This is a genomic window from Amycolatopsis cynarae, assembly GCF_026802195.1.
GTDB classification, from domain to species: domain Bacteria; phylum Actinomycetota; class Actinomycetes; order Mycobacteriales; family Pseudonocardiaceae; genus Amycolatopsis_E; species Amycolatopsis_E rhizosphaerae.
Genome location: NZ_CP113836.1, coordinates 3,532,198 through 3,555,561, shown reverse-complemented (window position 1 = coordinate 3,555,561; position 23,364 = coordinate 3,532,198). Strand labels below are relative to the sequence as shown.

At 72.0% G+C, this 23,364-nt stretch carries 20 protein-coding genes and 1 pseudogene; 12 read left to right on the top strand and 9 right to left on the bottom strand.

Going from position 1 to position 23,364, the window contains the following annotated elements; genetic code table 11:
- Positions 1–82: 82 nt before the first annotated feature.
- A pseudogene (locus ORV05_RS17090) lies at positions 83–1,027 on the top strand (lysylphosphatidylglycerol synthase transmembrane domain-containing protein); the annotation flags it as partial.
- A gap of 111 nt (positions 1,028–1,138) precedes the next feature.
- On the opposite strand, the gene ORV05_RS17085 reads toward ORV05_RS17090, so the two are convergent.
- The 3 genes from ORV05_RS17085 to ORV05_RS17075 form a co-directional block, all read right to left on the bottom strand.
- Positions 1,139–3,538, bottom strand: coding sequence for an HAD-IC family P-type ATPase (locus ORV05_RS17085; protein ID WP_268759494.1), 2,400 nt, complete (start codon positions 3,536–3,538; stop codon positions 1,139–1,141).
- Positions 3,535–5,241 (bottom strand): polysaccharide deacetylase family protein, encoded by a 1,707-nt coding sequence (locus ORV05_RS17080; protein WP_268759794.1) that lies wholly within the window; start codon positions 5,239–5,241, stop codon positions 3,535–3,537. The genes ORV05_RS17085 and ORV05_RS17080 overlap by 4 nt, the downstream gene beginning before the upstream one ends.
- 91 nt (positions 5,242–5,332) lie before the next feature.
- Complete coding sequence (locus ORV05_RS17075) at positions 5,333–5,794, bottom strand: universal stress protein (protein ID WP_268759493.1); 462 nt, start codon at positions 5,792–5,794, stop codon at positions 5,333–5,335.
- Positions 5,795–5,983: 189 nt separating this feature from the next.
- Here ORV05_RS17075 and ORV05_RS17070 point away from each other — a divergent pair, with 189 nt between their 5' ends.
- Complete coding sequence (locus tag ORV05_RS17070) at positions 5,984–6,505, top strand: universal stress protein (RefSeq protein ID WP_268759492.1); 522 nt, start codon at positions 5,984–5,986, stop codon at positions 6,503–6,505.
- 105 nt (positions 6,506–6,610) lie between these two features.
- Here ORV05_RS17070 and ORV05_RS17065 read toward each other — a convergent pair whose 3' ends face one another.
- Positions 6,611–7,360 (bottom strand): GntR family transcriptional regulator, encoded by a 750-nt coding sequence (locus ORV05_RS17065; protein WP_268759491.1) that lies wholly within the window; start codon positions 7,358–7,360, stop codon positions 6,611–6,613.
- A 108-nt stretch (positions 7,361–7,468) separates the two neighbouring features.
- On the opposite strand from ORV05_RS17065, the gene ORV05_RS17060 reads away from it, so the two are divergent.
- From ORV05_RS17060 to ORV05_RS17040, 5 genes are all read left to right on the top strand, one after another.
- Positions 7,469–8,509 (top strand): YeiH family protein, encoded by a 1,041-nt coding sequence (locus tag ORV05_RS17060; RefSeq protein WP_268759490.1) that lies wholly within the window; start codon positions 7,469–7,471, stop codon positions 8,507–8,509.
- Positions 8,510–8,643: 134 nt separating this feature from the next.
- A complete protein-coding gene (locus ORV05_RS17055; RefSeq protein WP_268759489.1) occupies positions 8,644–8,838 on the top strand; it encodes a rhodanese-like domain-containing protein in 195 nt (64 codons plus the stop codon).
- A gap of 13 nt (positions 8,839–8,851) precedes the next feature.
- Positions 8,852–10,225 (top strand): MBL fold metallo-hydrolase, encoded by a 1,374-nt coding sequence (locus ORV05_RS17050; protein WP_268759488.1) that lies wholly within the window; start codon positions 8,852–8,854, stop codon positions 10,223–10,225.
- Positions 10,222–11,058, top strand: a complete 837-nt coding sequence (locus ORV05_RS17045; RefSeq protein ID WP_268759487.1) for a sulfite exporter TauE/SafE family protein — start codon at positions 10,222–10,224, stop codon at positions 11,056–11,058. The genes ORV05_RS17050 and ORV05_RS17045 overlap by 4 nt, the downstream gene beginning before the upstream one ends.
- A 49-nt stretch (positions 11,059–11,107) precedes the next feature.
- Positions 11,108–11,380, top strand: coding sequence for a metal-sensitive transcriptional regulator (locus ORV05_RS17040; protein ID WP_144588613.1), 273 nt, complete (start codon positions 11,108–11,110; stop codon positions 11,378–11,380).
- Between the two features lie 120 nt (positions 11,381–11,500).
- Here the strand turns inward: ORV05_RS17040 and ORV05_RS17035 are convergent, their stop codons facing one another.
- Entirely contained in the window at positions 11,501–11,665 is a 165-nt protein-coding gene (locus ORV05_RS17035; protein WP_268759486.1) for a hypothetical protein, read from the bottom strand.
- 68 nt (positions 11,666–11,733) lie between these two features.
- Positions 11,734–12,381, bottom strand: coding sequence for a TetR/AcrR family transcriptional regulator (locus tag ORV05_RS17030; protein WP_268759485.1), 648 nt, complete (start codon positions 12,379–12,381; stop codon positions 11,734–11,736).
- Between the two features lie 126 nt (positions 12,382–12,507).
- Between ORV05_RS17030 and ORV05_RS17025 the strand changes: the two genes are divergently transcribed.
- The 3 genes from ORV05_RS17025 to ORV05_RS17010 are packed head-to-tail and all read left to right on the top strand — an operon-like array spanning position 12,508 to position 18,295.
- Positions 12,508–15,489 carry a type II toxin-antitoxin system Rv0910 family toxin gene (locus ORV05_RS17025; protein ID WP_326938147.1) on the top strand — a complete coding sequence of 994 codons (2,982 nt, stop codon included), beginning with the start codon at positions 12,508–12,510 and terminating at the stop codon, positions 15,487–15,489.
- A gap of 4 nt (positions 15,490–15,493) precedes the next feature.
- Entirely contained in the window at positions 15,494–16,639 is a 1,146-nt protein-coding gene (locus ORV05_RS17015; RefSeq protein WP_268759484.1) for an acyl-CoA dehydrogenase family protein, read from the top strand.
- A 12-nt stretch (positions 16,640–16,651) separates the two neighbouring features.
- Positions 16,652–18,295, top strand: a complete 1,644-nt coding sequence (locus ORV05_RS17010; protein WP_268759483.1) for an acyl-CoA synthetase — start codon at positions 16,652–16,654, stop codon at positions 18,293–18,295.
- On the opposite strand, the gene ORV05_RS17005 is transcribed toward ORV05_RS17010, so the two are convergent.
- From ORV05_RS17005 to ORV05_RS16995, 3 genes are all read right to left on the bottom strand, one after another.
- A complete protein-coding gene (locus tag ORV05_RS17005) occupies positions 18,243–18,962 on the bottom strand; it encodes an SDR family oxidoreductase (protein WP_268759482.1) in 720 nt (239 codons plus the stop codon). The genes ORV05_RS17010 and ORV05_RS17005 overlap by 53 nt on opposite strands.
- 55 nt (positions 18,963–19,017) lie before the next feature.
- A complete protein-coding gene (locus ORV05_RS17000) occupies positions 19,018–20,508 on the bottom strand; it encodes a serine hydrolase domain-containing protein (protein WP_268759481.1) in 1,491 nt (496 codons plus the stop codon).
- Between the two features lie 571 nt (positions 20,509–21,079).
- Positions 21,080–21,835 carry an IclR family transcriptional regulator gene (locus ORV05_RS16995; protein WP_268759480.1) on the bottom strand — a complete coding sequence of 252 codons (756 nt, stop codon included), beginning with the start codon at positions 21,833–21,835 and terminating at the stop codon, positions 21,080–21,082.
- 161 nt (positions 21,836–21,996) lie between these two features.
- Here ORV05_RS16995 and ORV05_RS16990 point away from each other — a divergent pair, with 161 nt between their 5' ends.
- Both ORV05_RS16990 and ORV05_RS16985 read left to right on the top strand, forming a co-directional pair.
- Positions 21,997–22,701 (top strand): CoA transferase subunit A, encoded by a 705-nt coding sequence (locus ORV05_RS16990; protein ID WP_268759479.1) that lies wholly within the window; start codon positions 21,997–21,999, stop codon positions 22,699–22,701.
- A gap of 3 nt (positions 22,702–22,704) precedes the next feature.
- On the top strand, positions 22,705–23,349 hold the full coding sequence (locus ORV05_RS16985) for a CoA transferase subunit B (protein ID WP_268759478.1): 645 nt from the start codon (positions 22,705–22,707) through the stop codon (positions 23,347–23,349).
- Positions 23,350–23,364: the final 15 nt, after the last annotated feature.

Genomic DNA, 23,364 nt, shown 5'->3' with positions numbered 1-23,364 from the left:
ACCGCGGTGCTCCCGGAGTCGCGGGTGCGTTTCGCGGGTACCTGGAGGCAGGGCCGGGGACCGCGCGGCGAGGGGAGGGATCGTGCCCGAGACTCGTCCGATCCTGCGCGAGGTGCTCAGCGTCGCCCGGCGGCCCCGCTGGCGGCTGGTGATCGACTGGGTGCTGGCCGGGGCCGGGCTGGGCATCGCCTGCTGGCAACTGGCGCCAACCCTGGCCGCGGCGCCCGACCTGCGCGTCAGCCTCGCCCAGCTGCACTGGTTCTGGGTCGCCGTCACGGCGGTGCTGGCGACCCTGTCGCTGGTGGCCTACGGCGAGCTGCATCGCCGCATGCTGGTGACGGGGGGCGCGCACCTGTCGGTCCCGGCCGTCCAGGCGATCAACTTCATCGGCAATTCCCTGGCCCAGACCGTGCCCTCGGCCGGATCGGCGGCGGGTGCCGCCTACACGGTGGCCGCGTTGCGGTTCCGGGGCGTGGACACCGGGCTGTCGCTGTGGGCCACCACGATGGCGGCCCTGTTCTCGGCATCGGTCCTGGTGCTCGCGGGGCCGCTGGTGCTGGCGTTCGACGGCCTGATGCCCTTCGCGGCCGCGGTGCCGCTCTCGGTGGCGGTCGCGGTGCTGGCCTGGGCGCTGTGGGAACTGGTGCAGCGGCCCAGGACGCTGCACTGGATCGCCGACCGCACCGTGGCGGTGGCACGCCACCTGCCGGTCGTGCGCACCGCGAGCTGGGTGGCGCGCCAGTCCACCGCGGCCCAGGAGGTGTCCGACCGGATCGCCCGGCTCCGGCCGAACGCCCGGCAATGGTGGTCCTTCTTCGTGGTCACCGTGCTCACCTGGGGCGCGGACTACCTGGCGGTCGCGACCTCGGTCGCGGCCACCGGGGAGCACGTCCCGTGGCCGCAGGTCGCGCTCGGCTACCTCGCCGTCCAGGCCAGTATCGGACTGGAACTGACCCCGGCCGGCGCCGGTCCCGCCGAGGCGGGCCTGCTCGCCGCGCTGACCGCGGGCGGGGTTCCCAGCGGGTCCGCCGCGATCGCCGTGGTGCTCTACCGGGTGTTCACCTGGCTCGGGCTGGCGGCCGCCGGGTGGATCGTGTTCGCCGTGACGGCCCGCAAGCGGGTCCGGACGGAAGCACCGCTACCGCGGATGCTCGGCCGGGCCGTGACGGGAACGGCGGGGACGGCGCAACCGGCGGTCGAGCCACCAGCCGGCCTCCAGCAGCAGGGCGGCGGACCCGGCGGCGGCGACGGCGGTGAGCATGGCCGTGCCGTCGAAGGGGTCGAGGGCGAAGAAGTCCCGGCCGAAGGGCACCACCAGCACGAGGACGAAGGCCACGGCCATGGCGGCGACCAGGACGGCCTTCCACCAGCGCAGCGGCCGCGCCACCAGGAACAGCGCCCACAGCGCGACCAGGAATAGCGTCGTGGTCGCCGCGGTGCGGTTGACGACGTCGCTCGCCCGCCCTTCGGCGAGGACCGCCGCGTAGCAGGAGAAGGTGGCCACGGCGGCGACGGTGCCCACCGGGACCGCCAGGCGCAGGACCCGGGGGATGAACCCGGGCCGCGCGCGCTCGGTGTTGGGGGCCAGTGCGAGGAAGAACGCCGGGATGCCGATGGTGAGCGTGCCGATCAGGGTCAGGTGCCGGGGCAGGAACGGGAACGGCAGGTGCGCCACGCCGACCGCCAGCGCCAGCAGCAGCGAGTACACCGTCTTGAGCAGGAACAGGCCCGCGACGCGCTCGATGTTGCCGATCACGCGGCGTCCCTCGGCCACCACGTGGGGCAGGGTGGCGAAGGCGTTGTCCAGCAACACGATCTGCGCGACGGCGCGGCTGGCGGGACTGCCCGAGCCCATCGCCACCCCGATGTCGGCGTCCTTGAGGGCGAGCACGTCGTTGACCCCGTCCCCGGTCATCGCGACGGTGTGGCCGCTCGACTGGAGCGCGTGCACCATCGCCCGTTTCTGGTGCGGGGAGACGCGTCCGAAAACGCTCGCCCGGGACAGTTCCCGGGCCAGCGGGGCCGGTTCGACGGGCAGTTCGCGGGCGTCGACGGGGTCCGGGGCGCCGGGCAGGCCCAGCGCCCCGGCGACGGCCCCTGCCGAGCGGGCGCTGTCACCGGACAGGATCTTGACCGAAACCTGTTGTGCGGCGAAGAAAGCCAGGGTGGCCGCGGCATCGGGCCGCAGGCGCTGTTCGAGCACGACGAGCGCGGCCGGGATCACCGGGCCCGGCGCTTGTGGGGAGTCCACGGGCATCCCGGCACGGGCCAGCAGGAGGACGCGCAGGCCCTGGGCGGAAAGGCGGTCCGCCTCGGCCACGGCCGGATCGCCGGGGGCGAGCAGGACATCGGGTGCGCCGAGGACCCAGTCGCCGTGGCCGCCGAAGCTCACGCCGCTCCACTTGGCCGCCGACGAGAAGGCCGCCGAGGCCGTCACCGGCCAGTCCGGGGCCCGGGGGAAGGCGTCGGCGATCGCGCGCAAGCTCGCGTTGGGGCGCGGATCCGCGGCGGCGAGCGCGGCCAGCACCGGCGAGAGCCCGGACAGGGGCGCGGAGGTGGTGCCGGGCGCCGCCGCGCAGACCCGCCCGACCCGCATCCCGGTCTCGGTGAGGGTGCCGGTCTTGTCGGTGCAGACCGTGTCGACCCGTGCCAGCCCCTCCAGCGCGGGAAGCTCCTGCACCAGGCACCGGCGGCGGCCCAGCCGGATCACCCCGGCCGCGAACGCGATGCTGGTCAGCAGCACCAGCCCCTCGGGCACCAGCGGAACCAGCGCGGCCACCGTGCCCCGCACCGTCTCGACGGGCCCCTGGTGGGCCCTCAGCTGCCCGTAAACCGTCACCGCCGCGGCCGGGACGAACAGCCAGGTGATCCAGCGGAGGATCCGGTCGATCCCCGCGCGCAACTCGGAACGGGTGAGCGCGAAGCGGCTCGCCTGCTCGGCGAGTTCGTTGGCGTAGGCGGCGTTGCCCACCTTCGTGGCCCGGTACCGTCCGGTGCCCGCGACCACGAAGCTGCCGGAACGGACCGGCTCGCCCGGCTTCCTGGCCACCGGGTCCGGCTCGCCGCTGAGCAGCGATTCGTCCACCGCCAGTCCCGAACCGGCCAGCACGACGCCGTCCACCACGAGCTGATCGCCGGGGCCGAGGTCGAGCACGTCGTCCAGGACGATCCGCTCGGCGGGAACCTCGGTGACCTCGCCGTCGCGCACCACGCGCGGCCGTGCCTCGCCCAGGATCGCCAGCCGGTCCAGCGTGCGCTTGGCCCGCAGTTCCTGCACGATCCCGATCCCGGTGTTGACAAGGATGATGAAGCCGAAGAGCGCGTCCTGCGGCGGGCCGATCACCAGGATGATCGCGAACAGGGTGCCGATGATCGCGTTGAAGCGGGTGAACACGTTCGCCCGCACGATGTCCGCGGCGCTGCGGCTGCCGCGGCGGACGACGGTGTTGGCCTGCCCGCGTTCGGCGCGTTCCTGGGCCTCGGCCGCCGACAGGCCCGAGGTGGCGAGGGTGCCCGGCCCGTCCACGGCCTGCTTCACGGCCGTACGGTCGCCGTGCGGGTCGCGGTGTTCCACAGGATCGAGCCGTGCTGGAAGTCGCTGCGCCTGCCCTCGGGGACGGTGTATTCGTCGCTCACGGGCAGGCCGAGCCTGCTGTCGGGGCCGCCGAGCTGCAGGTACTGGCCGAGGATCGCGCCGTTGATCTCGTGCGCCCCGGTCGCGGGCGAAAAGTAGACGATCCCGCCCTGGAAGGTGCCCGCCCGGCCGCCGGTGACGGCGTACTCGTCGGTGGTGGGATAGCCGAGGAAACCCTTTTCCCAGTTCAGGTCGGCCCACTTGGCCCTGATGGCGCCGTGGACCTCGTGGGCCCCGGTCGCCGGGGTGTAGTAGATCGACCCGCCCTGGAAGTGGTTGTAGCGGCCGACCCCGTCCGGTGCCGGGGTCTCGTCCGTGGTGGGGTAGCGCAGCACGCCCCGTTCCCAGCCCAGTGCCGCCCACCTGCTGCGGATGACGTTGTGCACCTCGTGGGCTCCCGTGGCGGGGCTGTAGTAGATCGACCCGTCCTGGAAGTGGTTGAACCGCCCGCCGCCCTCCGCGGCGGTTTCGTCGGTGGTGGGGTAGTGCAGCAAGCCGCGTTCCGAGCCGAGCGTGGCCCACTTGTCGCGGATGATGCCGTGCACCTCGTGGGCCCCGGTGGCGGGGGAGAAGTAGATCGAACCCGCGACGAAGTGGTTCAGCCGTCCGCCGTCGGCGGCCTCGGTCTCGTCGGTCACCGGATAGGACAGGAACGAGTCCGGCCCGCCCAGCGTGAAGTACTTGGCGCCGATCGCGCCGTGCACCTCGTGCGCGCCGAGGTCTTCGCGCCAGAAGATCCGCCCGCCCTGGTACCACTGTTCCGCGCCGTGGGACGGGGCGGCGGCCAGTTCGGCGCTGCCGGGGGTCCCGACCGGCGAATGCTCGGCGCCCAGGTCGGCGTACTTGCGGCCGATGACCCCGCGAGTCACCGACAGACTGGGATCGGCGAAGCCGTAGCCCATGCTGCGCAAGGTGTTGATGACCGCTCCGAGCGCGGCGACATCGGTGGAGTTGTCGCTCAGGTGCATCCGGATCGTGGCGCCGGGGACGGTGTACTGGCGGACCCTGGCCAGGATCGCGTCGATGCTCGTGCCCTGGTCCCCGGTGGTGTCGAAGGTCCAGTCGTAGTTGACGTAGTAGCCGTGCCGGGCCAGATCGCGGTTGACCCCAGGGTCGAGGTAGCCGTCCCGGTAGGGCGTGCGGAACCAGCCCGCCGAGGAGAAGCCGAGCCGGTTGAACACCGCCTCGGCGCGGTCCATTTCGGACCATCGCTGCGCCTGGTCCTGCATCGTCAGATAGGGGTGGTCGTAGGTCGCGTTGATCAGCTTGTGCCCGGCGCCGAGCAGCGCCCTGGTCTGGTCGGGGAACTTCTCGGCGTACCGCCCGGTGAGCGCGAACCCGGCGGTGATCTTGTTGTCCCGCAGCATGTTCAGCACCGCGTTCGTGTCGCCGGGGCTCCACCAGTCCGCGTCGAAGGTCAGCGTCACCACCTTGGCGGTGGTGTCGTAGGCGCGGGTGAACACCGCGGCCGTCTCGGGCGGGGCGCCGGCCGCGCGGGCGGCCGGCGCGAGTCCGCTGGCCAGGAGCAGCGCCGTGGCCAGCACGCCCAGCCGCCTGCCGTTCCGGCGGGCGGACCGGCGCCGGAACGGCGGGACCGTCTCCGTCATCGCGTTCACGGCATCCAGGGTGACCGAGCGTGGCCGCGCGGAGACAGGTGCCGAAAGTCCCATCGCGGGCGACGAAAGTCCCTGCCCCCGTTCATGCGTCCGTTTCGGAGGAGTTCCCCTGGACACGGTCGCGGATGACGACGACCGGGCAGTGCGCGTGCTGCACGCAGTGCTGTCCCACCGAGCCGAGCAGCGCGCCCGCGAACCCGCCGTGCCCGCGGCTGCCCACCACCAGCAGATCCGCGCCCTCGGCCGCCGACAGCAGCACCGAGGCGGTGATGCCCTCGCGGACCGCCGGGTGCACCGTCACGGTGGGCGCGGCGCCGAGCACCTCGGTCAGGGTGTCGGCCAGCGCCCGCGAAGCCAGCGTTTCCAGGTCGACGTCGACCGACGGGGCCCAGCCGTAGGCGCTGGGGTAGTGCCAGGCGAACACCGCCTCCACCTCCGCGCCGGTCAGTTCCGCCTGCCGGACCGCCCAGCGCAGCGCCTGCTTCGACGAGGGGGATCCGTCGACCCCGACCACGATCCGGGGCACCGACTCCACTGTGGACACTTCAACCTCCCGTGTTCCGGCCTCGGCCCGCCTTGGGCCCGGCCGAGGAAGACGGTGCCAGCCCGGCCTCGCCCCGGCCGGGGGATTTGGTCGCCTGCCCGGAGGACTTCCGCCCCTGTGGTCTTCCCGCCGGGCGGCCTTGTCTGGGGAAGGGCCGGGGACACCGGCCGCAGGACGAGAGGACGAGACATGACCGACAGCGACTTCGCGCCGGTGCAGGGCGGCCCTCCGGTCGTGGTGGGGGTGGACGGGTCGGCGACCAGTGCCGCGGCCCTGCGCTGGGCCGTCGCCGAGGCGGCCGCCACGGGACGCGTCGTGCGCGCGGTGGCGGCCTGGACCTACGTCCCCGCGGTCGATCCCGGTGGCGTGGTGGCGCCGATCGACGAGGTCGCGGCGATGCACGGGCGTGCCCTGGACGATTTCGTCCGGGAGACCGTGGGCGAGCGGCCCGGCGCACCGGTGCGCGCCGACCTGGTCGAGGGCGATCCCGCGGACGCGCTGGTGAAGGCTTCGGCGGAGGCATCGCTGCTGGTACTGGGCAGTCACGGCCGGGGGCGGCTGCTGAGTGCGCTGCTCGGCTCGGTCAGCGCGCAGTGCCTGCGGCGGGCCGCCTGCCCCGTGGTGATCATCTCGCCCGAGGTGGCCGGGGAGAAGCACGAGCACGGCACCGGCCTGCGGGCCGCCGCCGAGACCCCCGGCCCGCTCCTCTGACAGGCGGGTGAGTTCCCCCGCTCGGTCTGGGGGTGGTGTTCTTTGCCGTGAGACCTTGCCGGGACCCCTGGCCGTGAAGGGCCCCTTCATGGTCAACCCCGGTCCCTACCGGAGGCGGTAGCCGGTTTCGGTGGAGAAGTCGGCGGTGAGGGTGAACCGGTCGCCGCGGACCAGGGTGTGCCGCCACTCGACCGGCCGGTCGCCCGCCCGGCCCAGCCGGTTGATCGAGAACGCCGCCGTGCCCGGGGAGCAGCGCAACAGCGCGCGTTCGGCCGGGGTGGGCATGACGACGTGGATCTCCTCGTGGCCCTGTTCCGGCCGGATGCCGGTGCGGGCGGCGAGTTCGGCATAGAGGCCGGTGTGGGTGAAGTCGACGCCGAGCAGTGGTGCGGCGAAGTCGGCGGGGAGCCACACGCGGTCCAGTGCCAGGGGCTGGGTCCCGGCCAGCCGGATCCGGTCGAGGTAGAGCAGCGGGGTGGACCCGTCCAGGTCCAGCCGGTCGGCGATGACCGCGTCGGCCCGGATGTCGAGGGTGCGCACGATGCTGTGCTGGCTCAGGCCCGAGGCTTCCACCGAGGCGAACAGGCTGTAGAGCGCGCCGAGCGGCTGGCTGATCTCGGTGGTGGGGGCCACCCTGGGCTGGCGCCCCCGTTCGGCCACCACCACGCCTTCCTCGCGCAGCTGGCGCAGGGCCTGGCGCACGGTGTGCCTGCTCACGCCGTATTCCTCGACCAGGGCGAGCTCGCCGGGGAAGCGGTCGGCGAATTCCCCGGCTTCCAGCCGTTCCCGCAACTGGTGCTGCAGCTGCTGCCACAGGGGCCGGGGACCGGACCGGTCGAGCGGTCGTGTCGCCATGCTTCCTCCTTCGCCTGGCGACAGTAGCCGGTACCCCGGCCGCCCGGATGTCCGTACATTACGGTGGTTAAATGTCCGGACATTTGACGGCGTGAAGGGGGACGCGAGATGGGGGTACGGACGGCGGGGGTGGCACTGAAGGACCGCAGGGCGGTCCAGGTCCTGCCCGGGCTGGCGGTGGCGTTCACGGTGGCGGGGATCGCGACCGTGCTGGGGCGGCTCGTGCCCCTGGTCGGCGGACCGGTGTTCGGGATCGTGGCGGGAACGGCCGCCGCCGCGCTGCTCCCGGGCCTGCGCGCGGCCTGCTGGGCGCCGGGTTACCAGGTGGCGGCCAAACCCGTTCTCCAGCTGTCCATCGTCGTGCTCGGTACCGGGCTGTCGCTACGCGAGGTGGTCCGGGTGGGAGGTGGCTCTCTGCCGGTGATGCTCGGCACGCTCGCCGTGGCCCTGCTCGGCGCCTGGGCGCTGGGCAGGCTGCTCGGGGTCGGGGGCGACGCGCGAACCCTGATCGGCGTGGGCACCGGCATCTGCGGCGCGTCGGCGATCGCGGCCACGACCGCGGTGATCGGGGCCGCCGAAACCGAAGTGGCCTACGCGGTCGGCACCATCTTCACCTTCAACATCGCCGCGGTGCTGCTGTTCCCGCCGCTTGGTCACCTGCTGGGGATGAGCCCGCACGCCTTCGGCCTGTGGAGCGGAACGGCGATCAACGACACGTCTTCGGTGGTGGCGGCCGCGTTCGCCTACGGCGGCGACGCCGGTGCCTACGGCATCGTGGTGAAACTGACCAGGACCCTGATGATCATCCCGATCGTGCTGGTGCTGGCGCTGCTCTCGGCGCGCCGCCGGGCCGGCGGCCCGGCGCGGCTGCGGGAGATGCCGTGGCGCCGCATCGTGCCGGTGTTCCTGGTGGGGTTCGTCGTCGCGGCGGGCCTGGACAGCGCCGGGCTCATCCCGCCCGGCTGGCATCCCGCGCTGTCGGGGCTGGGCACCTTCCTGATCACCGCGGCGCTGGCGGGGATCGGCTTGTCGCTGCGCCCGGCGGATCTGCGGCGGGCGGGGCCGCGACCGTTGGTACTGGGTGGGCTGCTGTGGGTGGCGGTGGCCGCTTCGAGCCTGGGATTGCAGGCGGTGACGGGCACTCTCTGACGTCGTCCGGATACCCAGCGAGGTATGAGCTTTCATACCCCTGGGGGTAGTTGCGTGCGGCCGGACGCCCTGTCTACCCTGGACTGGGAGATACCCCAGTGGGTATGGGAGGTCGGATGGTTCAGGAGGTCGGCGTGCCGGAGCGAACTCGCGAGCTTCCCCGGGGCGAACGCATTTACGTCGTCTGCCCGAGTGGTAACCGGAGCCGGAGGGCGGCCTCGTGGCTCGCCGCGGCGGGGCTCGACGCGTGGTCGGTCGCCGGCGGCACCGGTGCCCGGGTGCCGGCCGGGCGGCCGGTCGTCCACGGCCCGCACGGGAACGCGGCGTGAAGGAGTGAGCACAATGCCGGAGATCGTGGCGATCGACACGCCCTCACTGGGGGACCGCAGCTACCTCGTCCACGACGGTGAGGTCGCGTTCGTGGTCGACCCCCAGCGGGACATCGACCGCGTGCTGACCCTGCTCGAGGACCGGGGGGTCCGGTTGGAGCACGTCTTCGAAACCCATGTCCACAACGACTACGTGACCGGCGGTCTCGCGCTGGCGCGGGCGGTGGGGGCCGTCTACCACGTCAACGCCGCCGACCAGGTGGCCTTCGAGTACACGCCGATCGAACCGGGCGACGAGGTCGCCGTGGGCTCCACGATGCGGGTGCGTGCGATGGACACCCCGGGCCACACGTTCACCCACCTCGCCTACGTGCTCGAGGCGCCGGACGAGACACCGGCCGTGTTCACCGGCGGCTCCCTGCTGTTCGGTTCGACCGGCAGGCCGGACCTGCTCGGCCCGGCCCATACCGGCGAACTGGTGCACGCCCAGTACGCCTCGGCGCGGCGCCTGGCCGCCGAGCTACCCGACGAAACGCGCATTTACCCGACACACGGCTTCGGCAGCTTCTGCGCGTCCACCCCCACGCAGGGCGAGGAATCCACGATCGGCAGGGAAAAGCGGATCAACCCGGCGCTCACCGGGGACGAGCGGTCCTATGTGGACGAGCTGCTGTCCGGGCTGGACGCCTACCCGGCCTACTACGCGCACATGGGCCCGGCCAATGCGGCGGGACCGGACGCGCCCGACCTGACGCCGCCGCAGCGCGCGGAGGCCGACGAGCTCCGGCGCCGCATCGAGGCGGGGGAGTGGGTGGTCGACCTTCGTCACCGCACCGCCTTCGCCGCCGGGCACGTGGGCGGTTCGCTCAACTTCGGTCTCGACCTCACCTTCGCCACCTACCTCGGCTGGCTCATCCCGTGGGGCACCCCGCTGACGCTGCTCGGCGAAACGGCGGAGCAGGTCGGAAAGGCCCAGCGTGAGCTGGTCCGCATCGGCATCGACCGCCTCGAGGCGGCCGCCACCGGATCGCCGCGCGAGTGGGCGGGCGGCCGTCCGCTCGGCTCGTTCCCGACGGCGCGCTTCGGCGACCTGGCCCAGGTCCGCCACCACCGGCCGGTGGTCGTCCTGGACGTGCGCCGCAACCAGGAATGGCACACCCGGCATATCGAGGGCGCGGTGCACATCCCGTTGCACGAGCTGCTCGAGCGCCTGCACGAGGTGCCGGACGGTGAGGTGTGGGTGCACTGCCATTCCGGGTACCGGGCCTCGATCGCGGCGTCGGTGCTCGCCGCGGCGGGGCGGCAGGTGGTGGCCGTCGACGACGACTACGACGAGGCTTCTTCCGTCGGGCTCCCGATGGCCGAGGGACGGGCGATCCTGTCATGACGCTTCTGCTCGCGTTACCCGTGGGCGTGCTCATCGGGCTCAGCCTCGGTGCGCTCGGTGCGGGCGGTTCCATCCTCACCGTTCCCGCACTGGTCTACCTGCTCGGGCAGGACCCGCACGCGGCCACGACCATGTCGCTGGTCATCGTCGGGGTGTCCGCGCTCACCGGCGTGTTCGCGCACCGGCGCGCCGGGCGGGTCCGGCTCGGTCAGGGCCTGGCGTTCGGGCTGCTCGGCTCGGTGGGTTCGGTGGCCGGTGCCAAGGCCAGCGGGCTGGTCAGTCCCACCGTCCTGCTGCTCGGCTTCTCCGGCCTGATGGTCCTGGCCGCGGTCGCGATGCTCGCGCGGCGGCGCAAACGGCCGGAACCCACGCCGTCCACCGGTGGCGGCGGTGATGTCGCCGGTGTCGGTGGCGACGGTGATGTCGCCACGATCACCCGGCCGAAGGCGGGCGTGGCCCGTTCGGTGAAGGTGGTGGTCGCGGCCACCGTGGTGGGCCTGCTGACCGGGTTCTTCGGAGTCGGCGGCGGGTTCGTGGTGGTCCCCGCGCTGGTGCTCGCGCTGGGTTTCGACGGGGCCACGGCGGTGGGCACCTCGCTGGTGGTGATCGCGCTGAACAGCGCCGTCGCGCTGTCGTCGCGGCTGCTCACTCAGACCACGGCGGTGAACTGGCCCCTGCTCGGCCTGTTCGTCGCCGCGGCGATGGCCGGGGTGCTGCTGGGCAACCGGGTCGCTTCCCGCGTCTCCCCGGATCGGCTCACCACCGCGTTCGGGATCATGCTCGTGCTGATCGCGGGTTACAGCGCGGTGCAGAGCATCACCCAGCTGGTGTGAAGTTCGGCTACCGTGGTCGTACCCTGGGGGGTAACAGGAGGAGGTTGTCGTGAAACTCGAGGCTGACGAGCTGTCCGACGTGGTGGTCCGGCTGCGGCGCGCACAGGGGCAGATCGGCGGGATCATCCAGATGATCGAGTCCGGCCGCGACTGCAAGGATGTGATCACCCAGCTCGCGGCCGCGAGCCGGGCACTGGACCGGGCCGGGTTCAAGATCATCGCGACCGGGCTGGACAAGTGCGTCTCCGCGGACCGGGAAGGCTCGCCCGATGCCGCGGCCGACCGGGCCCAGCTCGAAAAACTGTTCCTCACCCTGGCCTGACCGCGGTGCTGTGAAGGGCCCCTTCACGGTCGGATCGACCGTGAAGGGGCCCTTCACGGCTCGCGCGCAAAAAAAGCGCTCCGCGCCTTGGACGGGCACGGAGCGCTTTCGGCTGAGGGGTCAGCGGAGGCCGAAGGGGTGACCGCCGCCCGCCTGCTGCTGCGGCTGCGTTCCGCAGGAGCAGCGCTGGGAGACCGGGACATCGCCGAGCACCTGCTCGACGTGCTGCCCGCATCCCTGGTAGGTCGGCTTCTTGCACTGGGGGCATTCGACTCGCTGGCACATGGCGCTCTACCTCCGTTGAGCTTCGGGAACATCGCCAGTATACCCCCAGGGGTACCTGGTGCGGCAAGTCAGGGGCGGCGTGAGCGCGCGACGAGCTGTGTGGCGTCGAGCTCTCCCATGAGGACGGACAGGGCGGTCTTCCAGCGGCGCAGCAGCACCTCGCGAGAGCCGAGGTTGCTGGTCAGGATCGTGGACATGCTCAGCCCGGTGAGCATGTCCAGGGTGAACTGGACCAGTGTGGGCAGGCGCGGATCGACCGCTTCGGCGCCGACCACGGAAAGCATGCTCTCGTGGATCCGGGAGAACAGTTCCCGCTCCACCGGGACCAGCGCGTCCCGCAGTTCCGGCTCGCTCCGGGCGGCCACCCACAGTTCCAGTGCCGCGAAGAACATCGGGCTGTTCAGATCGCGCCAGGCCAGGTCGACCAGTGCGGCCAGCCGGCCGGTGTCGCTGGGGATCAGCTTCAGTTCGCGCTCGAACTGCTCGACCCGCCGGTCCGAGATGTGCTTGATGGCCGCGACCATGATGTCGACCCGGGTGGGAAAATGGTGCAGCAGGGTGCCGCGGGCGACGCCCGCCCGGTCCTGGACCTCGCCGACCGTCGTCGCCGCGTAGCCGCGCTCCAGCAGTGACTCGACCGCGGCATCGAGGATGCGGGTGCGGGTCGCCGTCCGGCGCTCCTCCTGCGTTCGTCGGGGTGCCTTCAGTTCCGCCACCCGGATACCGTACGAGTGAACTGTTCTTCGGTCAATTCTGGGCCTTGCGTAACGCCTGCTTCTTACGGCAGGCTTGCGCCCGCAACAAACAGTCCAATTAGACGGTAACTGCGAAGGTGGGTCCGGATGAGCACCCCGAAACCCTCGAAACACGGGCTCGCGCGCGCTCGTGCCCAGCTGCGCGGGCTGGGGCAGCTCGCGCGGACCGTGGCCGCGAACCCGGAGTTGCGGCGAGAGGTGATCCGCGGGCTCCTGCACCGTGCCGGGCCTGCCGCACCGGCCGCCCCCGCGGCACCGGCCGCGCAAGCCGGGCCGGCCCACACCCCGCCCGCCGGGCTCGCCGCCTTCTCCAGCACCGCGCGGGCGAGCAAGCCCGTACCGGCCACCGTCGAACAGACCGTCGCGTTCCTGACCGAGCCGGCGCGGTTCCCGGAGTGGATGACCCTGCACAGCGGCTGGCGCGGCGAACCGCCCGAGCGGGCGGAAGCGGGCCTGCGCTTCACCCAGCAGGCCAAGATCATGGGCATTCCCGCGGACCTGCGCTGGACCGTGGCCGAGGCCGGCGAAGACGGCTTGGAGCTGCGGGGGACCGGCCCGATGGGGCTCACCTTCGGCTTCTGGCTCACCGTGCGCCCCCACTCCGGCGGCGCCGAGGTGTTCTTCGACGCGGGCCTCGACGGCCAGCCGGTCAAGGGACCGATGGGCGCCTCGGTCGTGCGCAGCCTCAGCGAAGAACTCGACGCCTCGCTCACCAAGCTCGCCGACGTGCTCGGCAGGAACGCCCACACCAGGCCCCGGCGCAAGCCCGTGCTGCACCGCGCTTCGGGCCGGACGCTCGACCCGGCCACGCCGGTGCTGGTCGGCGCCGGCCAGTTCGTGCAGCGGGAGCCGGGCACGCTCGACCCGGTCGCGCTGTCGGTCAAGGCGCTGCGGCGTGCGGCCGAGGACAGCGGGGCGGGCGAAGGACTGCTGGCCGCCGCCGACGCGGTGTACTCGGTGGCCAGCGCCTCCTGGACCTACCGGGACCAGTCCGCCCTGGTGGCACGGGAGGTCGGGGCGCGGCCGAAGGAGACCGTGCAGTCGAGCAGGTTCGGCGGGGACGGCGCGCAACTGCTCATCAACGCCGCGGCCGAAGCCATCGCCTCCGGCGAGGCCGAGGTGGTGCTGGTGACCGGCGCGGAAGCCGGGGCGAGCCTGGCGGCGGCCCAGAAGCAGGGGGTGCGGCTGGACTGGCCCGTCCAGGACGAAGGCATCGCGCCGACGCGGGTGCTCGGGATCGACAAGGTCGCGAACAACCCCGCCGAAGCGGGAGTCGGCCTGGGCGCGCCGATCTACATGTACGCGCTCATCGAATCCGCCGTGCGGGCGAGCCTGGACCGGGATCCGGCCGCGCACCAGCGGGCGATCGGGGAACTGTGGTCGAGGTTTTCCTCGGTGGCCTCGGCCAACCGCCACGCCTGGCAGCCGACGGCGCTCTCCGCCGAGGCGATCGCCCATCCCTCGGCGGACAACCGGATGGTTTCGGCGCCCTACACGAAACTGCTGTGCGCGAACCTCCAGGTCGATCTGGCCAGCGGGTTGATCCTGTGCAGCGTGGCGGCCGCGGAGGCGGCGGGCGTGCCGCAGGACAGGTGGGTCTTCCCGCACGCCGGGGCCTCCGGGCACGACGAGTGGTTCGTCTCGGAACGGGCGTCGCTGGCGGCCTCGCCCGCGATCCGGGCCATCGGGCGGGCGGCGCTCGGCCATGCCGGAGTGTCCATCGAGGACGTCAAGGAGGTGGACCTGTATTCGTGCTTCCCGTCCGCGGTGCAGATCGCGGCGCGTGAGCTCGGCCTGCCCACCGACGATCCGGCGCGGCCGCTGACGGTGACCGGCGGTCTGACCTTCGCCGGGGGGCCCGGCAACAACTACGGCAGCCACGCCGTCGCCGTGCTCGTGCAGCGGTTGCGCGGCGAGCCGGGCGCGTTCGGGCTGTCCACTTCGCTGGGCTGGTACGCCACGAAACACTCGATCGGCGTCTACTCCACGACCCCGCCCCAACGGCCGTTCCGGCATCTGCACCCGATCGTCGAGAACCCGCCCTCCCGCCCGGTCCGCACCGACCACGCCGGGCCGGGCGTGCTGGAGGCCTACACCGTTCCCTACGACCGCGACGGGAAGCCGGAAGCCGCGGTGCTGAGCGTGCTCATCCCCGATGGTGCGCGGGTGCTCCTGCGCAGCACCCAGCCCGAAATTCTCGAAGCGCTCACCGGTACGGACGACCCGGTGGGGCGGCCGGTCGAAGTGGCCGCCGACGGCACCGTCACCTTCACCGGAACGGACCGGCGGTCCCTGCCCGCACCGCCACCGGCGCCGGTGCTCGTGGAGCGCCGCGGCCCGGTCACCGTGATCACGCTCAACCGGCCGGAGGTCCGCAACGCGGTCAACCTGGCCATGGCCCAGGCGCTGGAACGGGCCATCGACGCGTTCGAGGCCGATCCGGACGCCCAGGTCGCGGTGCTCACCGGGGCGGGCGGTTCCTTCTGCTCGGGCATGGACCTCAAGGGTGCGGCCCGCGGGGAGTTCCCGATGACCGAGAAGCGCGGCCCGCTGGGCCTGACGGCCAAGCCGCCGGTGAAACCGTTGATCGCGGCCGTGGAAGGGCACGCACTGGCCGGAGGCTGCGAGCTGGCACTGGTGGCCGATCTGATCGTGGCGGCCGAGGACGCGCAGTTCGGTATCCCCGAGCCCAAGCGCGGGCTGGCGGCGGCGGCCGGTGGTGTGCTGCGGCTGCGGGAACGCCTGCCGCGCAACATCGCCATGGAACTCGCGCTCACCGGCGATCCGATGCCCGCGGCGCGCCTGGCCGAACTCGGGCTGGTCAACGCGCTCGCCCCGGCCGGGAAGGTGCTCGACGCCGCGCTCGACCTCGCCGGGCGGATCGCGGCCAACGCGCCGGTCAGCGTCCGCGTCAGCAAACGGATCGTCGACGAGGCATTGGACTGGACCACCGAGGAGGCCTTCCGGCGGCAGGGAGACATCGCCTCGGCCGCCGTGCTGTCCGAGGACGCCACCGAAGGGGTTCTCGCCTTCACCGAAAAACGCCCGCCCGTCTGGAAAGGACGCTGAGCGCATGCACGAGCTCGACACCCCGGAACGCAAGGCACTGCGCGAAAGCACGCGCCGCTTCGTCGAGCGGGAGGTGGCCGGGAACCTCGCGGACTGGGAGCGCGACGGCGCGCTGCCGCGGGAACTGCACCGCAAGGCCGCCGAAGCGGGACTGCTCGGGGTGAACTTCCCCGAGGAGGTGGGCGGGCAGGGCGGCAACGAGCTCGACGCGCTCGTCGCCGGGGAAGCCTGGTTCGAGGCGGGTGGCTCCTCCGGCGCGCATTCGGCGTTGTTCACCCACGGCATCGCCCTGCCGCACATGGTGGCCGCGGGGAACGAGGACCTGATCGAACGTTTCGTCCGGCCCACCCTGGCCGGGGAGAAGATCGGCTCGCTGGGCATCACCGAACCCGACGCCGGGTCCGACGTGGCTTCGATCCGCACCACCGCGGTGCGCGACGGCGACGACTACGTCGTCAACGGGGCGAAGATGTTCATCACCTCCGGCACCCGCGCCGATTTCGTCACCACCGCGGTGCGCACCGGCGGCCCCGGTTTCGGGGGCGTGAGCCTGCTGGTGATCGAAACCGGCACCCCGGGCTTCGAGGTCTCGCGCCGGCTCGACAAGATGGGCTGGCTCTGCTCGGACACCGCCGAACTGTCCTTCACGGACTGCCGGGTGCCCGCCCGCAACCTGGTCGGCGCGGAAAACGGCGGGTTCGGCCTGATCATGCAGGCCTTCGTCAGCGAGCGGATCGGGGTCGCCCTGCACGCCTACGGCGTGGCCTCGCGCTGCCTGGACCTGACCGTGGCTTACACCAGGCAGCGCAGCACCTTCGGCAAGCCGCTGATCGACCGCCAGGTGGTGCGGCACCGGCTGGTGGAGATGTACCAGCGGGTCGAGCTGGCGCGGACGTACGTGCGCACCGTCGCCGTCCGCCACGCCTCCGGGCAGCCGCAGTTCGCCGAGGTCTGCGTGGCGAAGAACGCCGCGGTGGCCGCCTGCAAGTACGTCGTCGACCAGGCGGTGCAACTCCACGGCGGAATGGGGTACATGCGGGAGAGCGAGGTCGAACGGCACTACCGGGACGCGCGGATCCTCGGGATCGGCGGGGGCGCCGACGAGATCATGAGCGATCTGGCCGCCAAGCTGCTCGGCTACCACGCCTGACGGGAGACGGTGATGTTACGGCAGTGGGGTTTTCTCGCGCGGCGCGCGGCCGACGAGGCCGCCTACGTGGCGCTGTGTGCGCGCAGCGGGCTGCTCGGCCTGGAGACGCCGGGCCGGATCGCGCGGATGGCGGGCGCGTTCGGCCGGTTCGGCACGGTGGCCGCGCTGCCGGTGATCGCCGGGATCCGGTACGCCGAGCGCACGGCGGTGATCGACGAGCGGGGCACGCTGAGCTTCGCCGAACTCGACGCCAGAACCAACGCGCTGGCCAACGCCTGGCGTGCCCGGGGCCTGCGGCCGGGGGAGGGGGTGGCGATCCTGGCCCGCAACCACCGCGGTTTCCTGGAATCGGTGTTCGCGGCGGCCAAGTGCGGGGCCCGGATCGTGCTGCTCAACACCGACTTCGCGGGCCCTCAGATCCGGGAGGTCGCGCTGCGCGAGGGCACCGAACTGCTGGTGTACGACGAGGAGTACGCCGGGATGCTGGCCGGTGTCGAACCGCCGAGGGGCCGGTTCCGCGCCTGGGCGGACAGTCCCGGCGAGGACACTCTCGACGCGCTGATCGCGGGGGCCTCCCGTGAGGCGCCGCCCGATCCGGGCCGGGCGCCCAAGGTGATCCTGCTGACCAGCGGGACCACCGGGAAGCCGAAGGGCGCGCCGCGGGCGGAGCCGAAGTCGCTGGCCCCGGTCGGTGCGCTGCTGTCGAAGGTGCCGTTCCGGACGCGCGAGGTGACCGAATGCTGCGCGCCGATGTTCCACACGCTCGGCTTCGCCCACGCGCTGCTGGCCGTGCTGCTGGGCTCGACCCTGGTGATCCGGCGCCGGTTCGATCCCGCGGCCACGCTGGAAAGCCTGGACCGGAACCGGGCCACCGCCCTGATCGTGGTGCCGGTGATGCTGCACCGGATGCTCGAACTGGACGAGGAAGCCTTTCGCGGCAAGGACCTTTCCTCGTTGCGGATCATCTTCGTGGCGGGGGCGCAGCTGGGGGCCCGGCTGTGCGAGCGGGCCATGGCGCGGTTCGGTCCCGTGCTCTACAACCTCTACGGTTCCACCGAAGTCGCCTACGCCACGATCGCCACCCCGGACGACCTCGCCGCCGAACCGGGTTGCGTGGGCGGCGTCGTGCGCGGGGCCAGGGTGAAGGTGCTGGACGAACGCGGCCGGGAACTGCCGCCGGGGCGCACCGGGCGGATCTTCGTGGGCAACACCCTGCAGTTCGAGGGCTACACCGGCGGCGGCACCAAGGAGGTGATCGACGGGCTGATGTCGTCGGGCGATGTCGGCCATTTCGACGCGCACGGCAGGCTGTTCATCGACGGCCGGGACGACGAGATGATCGTCTCCGGCGGGGAGAACGTGTTCCCGAACGAGGTGGAGGAACTGCTCGCCCGGCACGAGTCCATTGTGGAGGTTTCCGCGATCGGGGTGGCGGACGAGGTCTTCGGGCAGCGGCTGCGGGCCTTCGTGGTGCGGCGGGAGGAGGGCTCCCTCAGCGAGGACGACGTCAAGGACTACGTGAAGGCGAACCTGGCGCGGTACAAGGTGCCGCGGGACGTGGTGTTCCTGGAGCGGTTGCCGCGCAACCCGACGGGAAAGGTCCTCAAACGCGAACTCGCGCGCTGGGAAGTCTCGGGCGAGGACAACGGGAGTTAGCACCGGCTTCGCCGCTCACTCCTCGTCCCCGGCAGCGCGGCCGGACCTCGTCCGCGCTGCCGGGCTCCCGGTACTTCTTCACGCGCCCGCGGCTTTGCCAGCGCCCTCGGGGATCACGCGCCGAATGCTCCGTCGATGTCCAGGCTGGAGCCGGTGATGTAGGCGGCTTCGGGCGGTCCACTGCCATGACTCCGAGCATGTTCGCCGCATCGGGCCCGCCGGCCGGGTTGGCGTCGGTGTCGATCGGGCCGGGCTGGATGTTGTTGATGGTGATTCCGCGTGGTGCCAGCTCACGCGCGAGCCCGCGGGTCAGGCTCGCCAGCGTGCCCTTGGTCAGTGCGTGGACCGATTGGCCAGGGAACGGTGTGCGGTCGGCGTTGATGCTGCCGATGTTGATGATCCGCCCGCCGTCGCCCAGGTGTGCCAGCGCCTCGCGGATGGCGACGATCGCGGACCGTACGTTGATCGTCAGCATCGCGTCGATCTCGTCCATCTTCAGTTCGGTGATCGGGCCGAAGCTGCCGACGGCGGCGTTGTTGACCAGGATGTCCAGGCTGCCGAAGCGGTCGACGGTCTGCGCGACGGCGGCCTCGACGTCCTGCTCGTGCCTGCTGTCGGCGTGGATCGGGTGCGCGATGCCCCCCGCCGCGACGGCCGCGGCGGCCACTGCCTCCGCGCGCTCACCGGAACGGGCATAGGTGAACGCCACCCGCGCGCCGTGATCACGAATGACGGCTTCGCGGACGGCACGCCAGCACGAACCATGCCACGCCGCGCACCACCAGGAACGCCATGCCGCCCACGACGACGAGGGTGAAGTCCGGCAGCGTCTGGAACGCCACGTCCAGCGGCAGCCAGCCGCCGTAGCTGAGCATGCCGACCCCGACGAACACCTCCGCGTACAGCGCGGCAGCCGCCACCACGTGCCCCACCAGCGGGCGCACCGCCACGCGGCCGAAACCCCGGTCCCGCAGGAGATCCGGCAGCCGCCGCGCGCGGCGAACCTGCCTGCGGGTGGCTAGCGCCATCGCGACGAGGACTAGGAGCGCGACCGAGTCGATGACGCCGTAGGTCGTCAGGAAGGTGCTGCCGGTCTCCGGAGCGGGCGCGCCCGCGAGGACTGCGAGGGTGTTGTGGAAGGGCGCGCCGTTGTCCAGGAGCACGGGGTTGCGCGAGGTGAGCACCACCAGACCCAGGCGGCTGTCGGGAAGATAGCCCATGTTGGCGTGGTAGCGGGTCAGGTCGCCGTCGTGCTGCACGACCGGCCGCCCGTTCAGGGTCCCGGTGCCCCAGCCGAATCCATAGTGGTCGATGCCGTCGATCGCCTGGTCCGAGCCGACCGGGACGGCCGGACTGTGCATCAGCCGCAGGCTCTCCGGGGACAGCGGCCTGGCGCCCCGGTAGTCGCCGGTCAGCTGGAACGTCAGGTAGTGGCCGAGGTCCTCGGCCGTGGAGACCAGGTAGCCGTCGGGCAGCGCACCGCGGAACTCCGGCGTCTCCATCGGCACGTTCAGTCCGAACAGCACCGAGGACCCCTCGACCAGGCCGGCGCGGCGCGCGTCGGCGAGGCTGGTGAAGCTCCTGGTCATCCCGAGCGGGGCGAAGATGTGCTCCTTGACGTAGCCGGCGTAGTCCTGGCCGGAGACCCGCTTGACCATCAGCCCCAGCGTCGCGTAGTTCTTGTTGCAGTAGTGGAAGATCTCGCCGGGGCGGGACACCGGAACCACGCCGGCCAGCGCGCGGACGCGCTGCTCCAGGGTGGTCTCCGGCTCGTAGAGGTCCACGGTGCCCGCCTCGGTCGGCAGGCCGCTGGTCTGGTTGAGCAGTTGCCGCACCGTGATCGGGTCGTGGGATCCCGCGGTGCGGAACCACGGGAGGTAGGTGGTGATCGGGGCGTCCAGGCCGACCTTGCCGGCTTCGACGAGCTGCATCACCGCCATCGCGGTGAACGACTTGCTCAGCGAGCCCAGCAGGAACGGCGACTGCGGCGTCACGCCGGAGCCGACCGCGCCGGTCGTCACGGTGCCGTTTCCGGACACCACCGCGTAGGAGGCCGACGGCAGGTGGGCGGCCGCCAGTTCGTCTCGCAGGTGGGCCACCGCGGTGTCCACCGGCCCGGACTTCGGCTGTGCCGAGGCCGGGGCGGCGAACACCGCGAGAGCCGCTGCCATGACCGCGATCGCCGCCGCTGCCGGCCGAATCCGCCGAGCCATCCCACACTCCTCCGTGTGTCGAGTTGATCATCACAGAGCCTGGCGAAGCGACCGGTCCCGCACCATGAAGCTGACCGGTGGACGGGGGTAGGGCTGGCCCCAGCACGCCCGCAGCCCGCGCTAACCATCGCCGCGGCCGGGGCGAGAGTCTTCCGTCCGCGAGGTCCGTCGCCCGAGGCGGAACAGTTCCGCGACCGCGCGGACGAGTTCCGCCCGCTGGCTGGGCCGAGTTCCCCGCAGGACGATCAGGAGAGCGAGCAGCCGGGCGGCCGCGCGGACCGCAGCGCACCCAATGCCTCCGAAAACAGCGAAATCACTGACCAGCCCCATGACAGTCTCCGGTGCTCAGGGCACGACGTGGGCACGTGCCGCAAACCGGAGGTCTCTTCCGTCAGCTCCAGGGGCGCTTACCGTGGCAATTCGATCAACAAGACGTGTCCGGCATCGTCTCGGAGAGGGCCACCTGGCGGATCGGAGCTGGTCGGCCGCTACGCCGCCCAACAGGAAGTGCGGTTGCCGCAGGCCCAGCAGCGCGAAAGCGTGGGCCCCGCGGGCAGCGGTCGGGGCACGGTCAGGGAGCCTTGCGGGACAGGTGGTGGGCCTCCTCCAGCAGGAGGCGGCCGAGTTCGGGTTGCCGGTCGGGGCGGAACCGCGGTTCGATCCCGGTCAGGGTCAGCGCCCACGCCGGTGAGCCCGCGGAATCGAAGACCGCGGCCGCCATGCCCCAGCTGCCCTCGACGATCAGGCCGGGATTGAGCGACCAGCCGTGTTCGCGCGTGGCGGCCAGCCGGGCGCGGACGGCCTCGGGGGAGTGGGATCGGCCCCACTGCTCCGTCAGGTCGTGAGCATCGAGGTAGGCGTCGATCTCGCGGGCGGGGAGATAGGCGAGCACCGCGATGCCCGCCGAGACCACCCCGAGCGGGAACCGGGCGCCCTCGAAGAGCACGAAGGACCGGATCGGGAAGCTGCCGTCCTCGCGCAGCAGCACGACCGTCTCGTCCCCGCGCCGTGCCGAGAAGAAGGCACTTTCGCCGGTGGCCTGGGCCAGCCGGTGGACGCTGCCGCGGGCCTCGTTCGTCAGGTCGTACCGGGGCGAGGCGGCGGCGCCGAGCAGGTACAACTCGGGGCCGAGGAACCAGCGGCCCGAGCGCGTGTCCCGGTCGACGAAGCCCTCGCGGGCCAGCGACTCCAGCAGGCGGTGGGCGGTCGCGCGGGGGAGACCGGTGTCGCGCGCGAGTGCGGTGGTGGTGGCGCCGGAGACGGCCTGCTGCGACAGCGCGCGCAGCAGGCGGCCGACCCGGCCGACCACATGGGGAACTTCGCTCACGGGTACCGATCGTAGCGCCCACTCAGTGAACGTCCGATGTCCGATCGTCCAGCTGACGAGAGATCCCGGAGACGGCAACACCGCTTCCTTGACGCGGTTTCGGGGTGCGGCGTGTACTCCTCACGCCTGCCCATGCACCGGACACAACGAGGAGTTCTTGGATGAGCAAGCTTCGTCCCGACGCCCGTGAGGCGTTGCGCGAGACCTTGCGCGACGGCATGACCATCGCCGTCGGCGGCTTCGGCCTGTGCGGCATCCCGGCCGACCTGATCGAGGTCGTGGCCGAGTCGGGGGTCACCGGCCTGACCGTGGTTTCGAACAACATGGGCGTCGACGGCAAGGGGCTGGGCCTGCTGCTGGAGAACCAGCAGGTGGCCAAAGTCGTGGCCTCGTACGTGGGCGAGAACAAGCTTTTCGCGCAGCAGTACCTCGACGGCGACGTCGAGGTCGAGTTCGCCCCGCAGGGCACGCTGGCCGAGCGCCTGCGGGCGGGCGGGTCCGGGATCGCCGCGTTCTACACCCGCACCGGCGTGGGCACGCCGGTCGCCGAGGGCAAGCCGACCGAGGTCTTCGACGGGCAGACCTACCTGCTCGAACGCGGGATCGTCGCCGACCTGGCGCTGGTGCACGCGCACACCGCCGACCGCGAGGGCAATCTGCGCTACCGCTACACGGCCCGCAACTTCAACCCCCTCGTGGCGATGTGCGGGCGGGTCACCGTCGCCGAGGCCGAGCACGTCCTCGACGGGTTCCTCGACCCCGACGACGTGATGACCCCGGGCATCTTCGTCAACCGGCTCGTGGCCGCCCGCCCGCGGGTCAAGGACATCGAGCAGCGCACCGTCCGCGCGCGTCAGGAGGCGTGAGTCATGGCTTGGAACCGAAACGAAATGGCCGCGGTCGCCGCGCTGGAACTCCGGGACGGCGACTACGTCAACCTCGGCATCGGCATCCCCACCCTGGTGGCGAACTTCCTGCCGGACGGGGTGAACGTCTTCCTGCAGAGCGAGAACGGCCTGCTGGGCATCGGACCGTTCCCGTACGAAGGGGAGGAGGACGCCGACCTCATCAACGCCGGCAAGCAGACCGTCACCGTGCTGCCCGGCGCGAGCTTCTTCGACTCGGCCACCTCGTTCGCGATGATCCGCGGCGGGCACGTGGACATCGCCATCCTCGGCGCGCTGCAGGTCGCCGCCAACGGCGACCTCGCCAACTGGACGGTGCCCGGCAAACTGGTCAAGGGCATGGGCGGCGCGATGGACCTGGTGGCGGGCACCCGCCGCGTCGTGGTGCTCACCGACCACGTCGCCAAGGACGGCTCGCCCAAGATCGTCGAACGCTGCGAGCTGCCGCTGACCGGGGCGGGTGTGGTCGACCGCATCATCACCGACCTCGCCGTCCTCGACGTGACACCCGGCGGCCTGGAACTGGTCCGGCTCGCCCCCGGCGTCACCCTCGACGAGGTGCGCGGCAAGACCGGTACCCCCGTCCACACCACCACCGTCGCCGTATAACGACCTATACGCCGC

What these genes read in the sequence shown, in the direction of transcription:
- ORV05_RS17060 (WP_268759490.1), top strand. Translation starts at nt 7,469, where the DNA reads ATGGGGGTACGGACGGCGGGGGTGGCACTGAAGGACCGCAGGGCGGTC.
- ORV05_RS17035 (WP_268759486.1), bottom strand. Translation starts at nt 11,665, where the DNA reads ATGTGCCAGCGAGTCGAATGCCCCCAGTGCAAGAAGCCGACCTACCAG.
- ORV05_RS16990 (WP_268759479.1), top strand. Translation starts at nt 21,997, where the DNA reads ATGAGCAAGCTTCGTCCCGACGCCCGTGAGGCGTTGCGCGAGACCTTG.
- ORV05_RS17080 (WP_268759794.1), bottom strand. Translation starts at nt 5,241, where the DNA reads ATGACGGAGACGGTCCCGCCGTTCCGGCGCCGGTCCGCCCGCCGGAAC.
- ORV05_RS17025 (WP_326938147.1), top strand. Translation starts at nt 12,508, where the DNA reads ATGAGCACCCCGAAACCCTCGAAACACGGGCTCGCGCGCGCTCGTGCC.
- ORV05_RS17065 (WP_268759491.1), bottom strand. Translation starts at nt 7,360, where the DNA reads ATGGCGACACGACCGCTCGACCGGTCCGGTCCCCGGCCCCTGTGGCAG.
- ORV05_RS17010 (WP_268759483.1), top strand. Translation starts at nt 16,652, where the DNA reads ATGTTACGGCAGTGGGGTTTTCTCGCGCGGCGCGCGGCCGACGAGGCC.
- ORV05_RS17015 (WP_268759484.1), top strand. Translation starts at nt 15,494, where the DNA reads ATGCACGAGCTCGACACCCCGGAACGCAAGGCACTGCGCGAAAGCACG.
- ORV05_RS17050 (WP_268759488.1), top strand. Translation starts at nt 8,852, where the DNA reads ATGCCGGAGATCGTGGCGATCGACACGCCCTCACTGGGGGACCGCAGC.
- ORV05_RS16985 (WP_268759478.1), top strand. Translation starts at nt 22,705, where the DNA reads ATGGCTTGGAACCGAAACGAAATGGCCGCGGTCGCCGCGCTGGAACTC.
- ORV05_RS17000 (WP_268759481.1), bottom strand. Translation starts at nt 20,508, where the DNA reads ATGGCTCGGCGGATTCGGCCGGCAGCGGCGGCGATCGCGGTCATGGCA.
- ORV05_RS17045 (WP_268759487.1), top strand. Translation starts at nt 10,222, where the DNA reads ATGACGCTTCTGCTCGCGTTACCCGTGGGCGTGCTCATCGGGCTCAGC.
- ORV05_RS17070 (WP_268759492.1), top strand. Translation starts at nt 5,984, where the DNA reads ATGACCGACAGCGACTTCGCGCCGGTGCAGGGCGGCCCTCCGGTCGTG.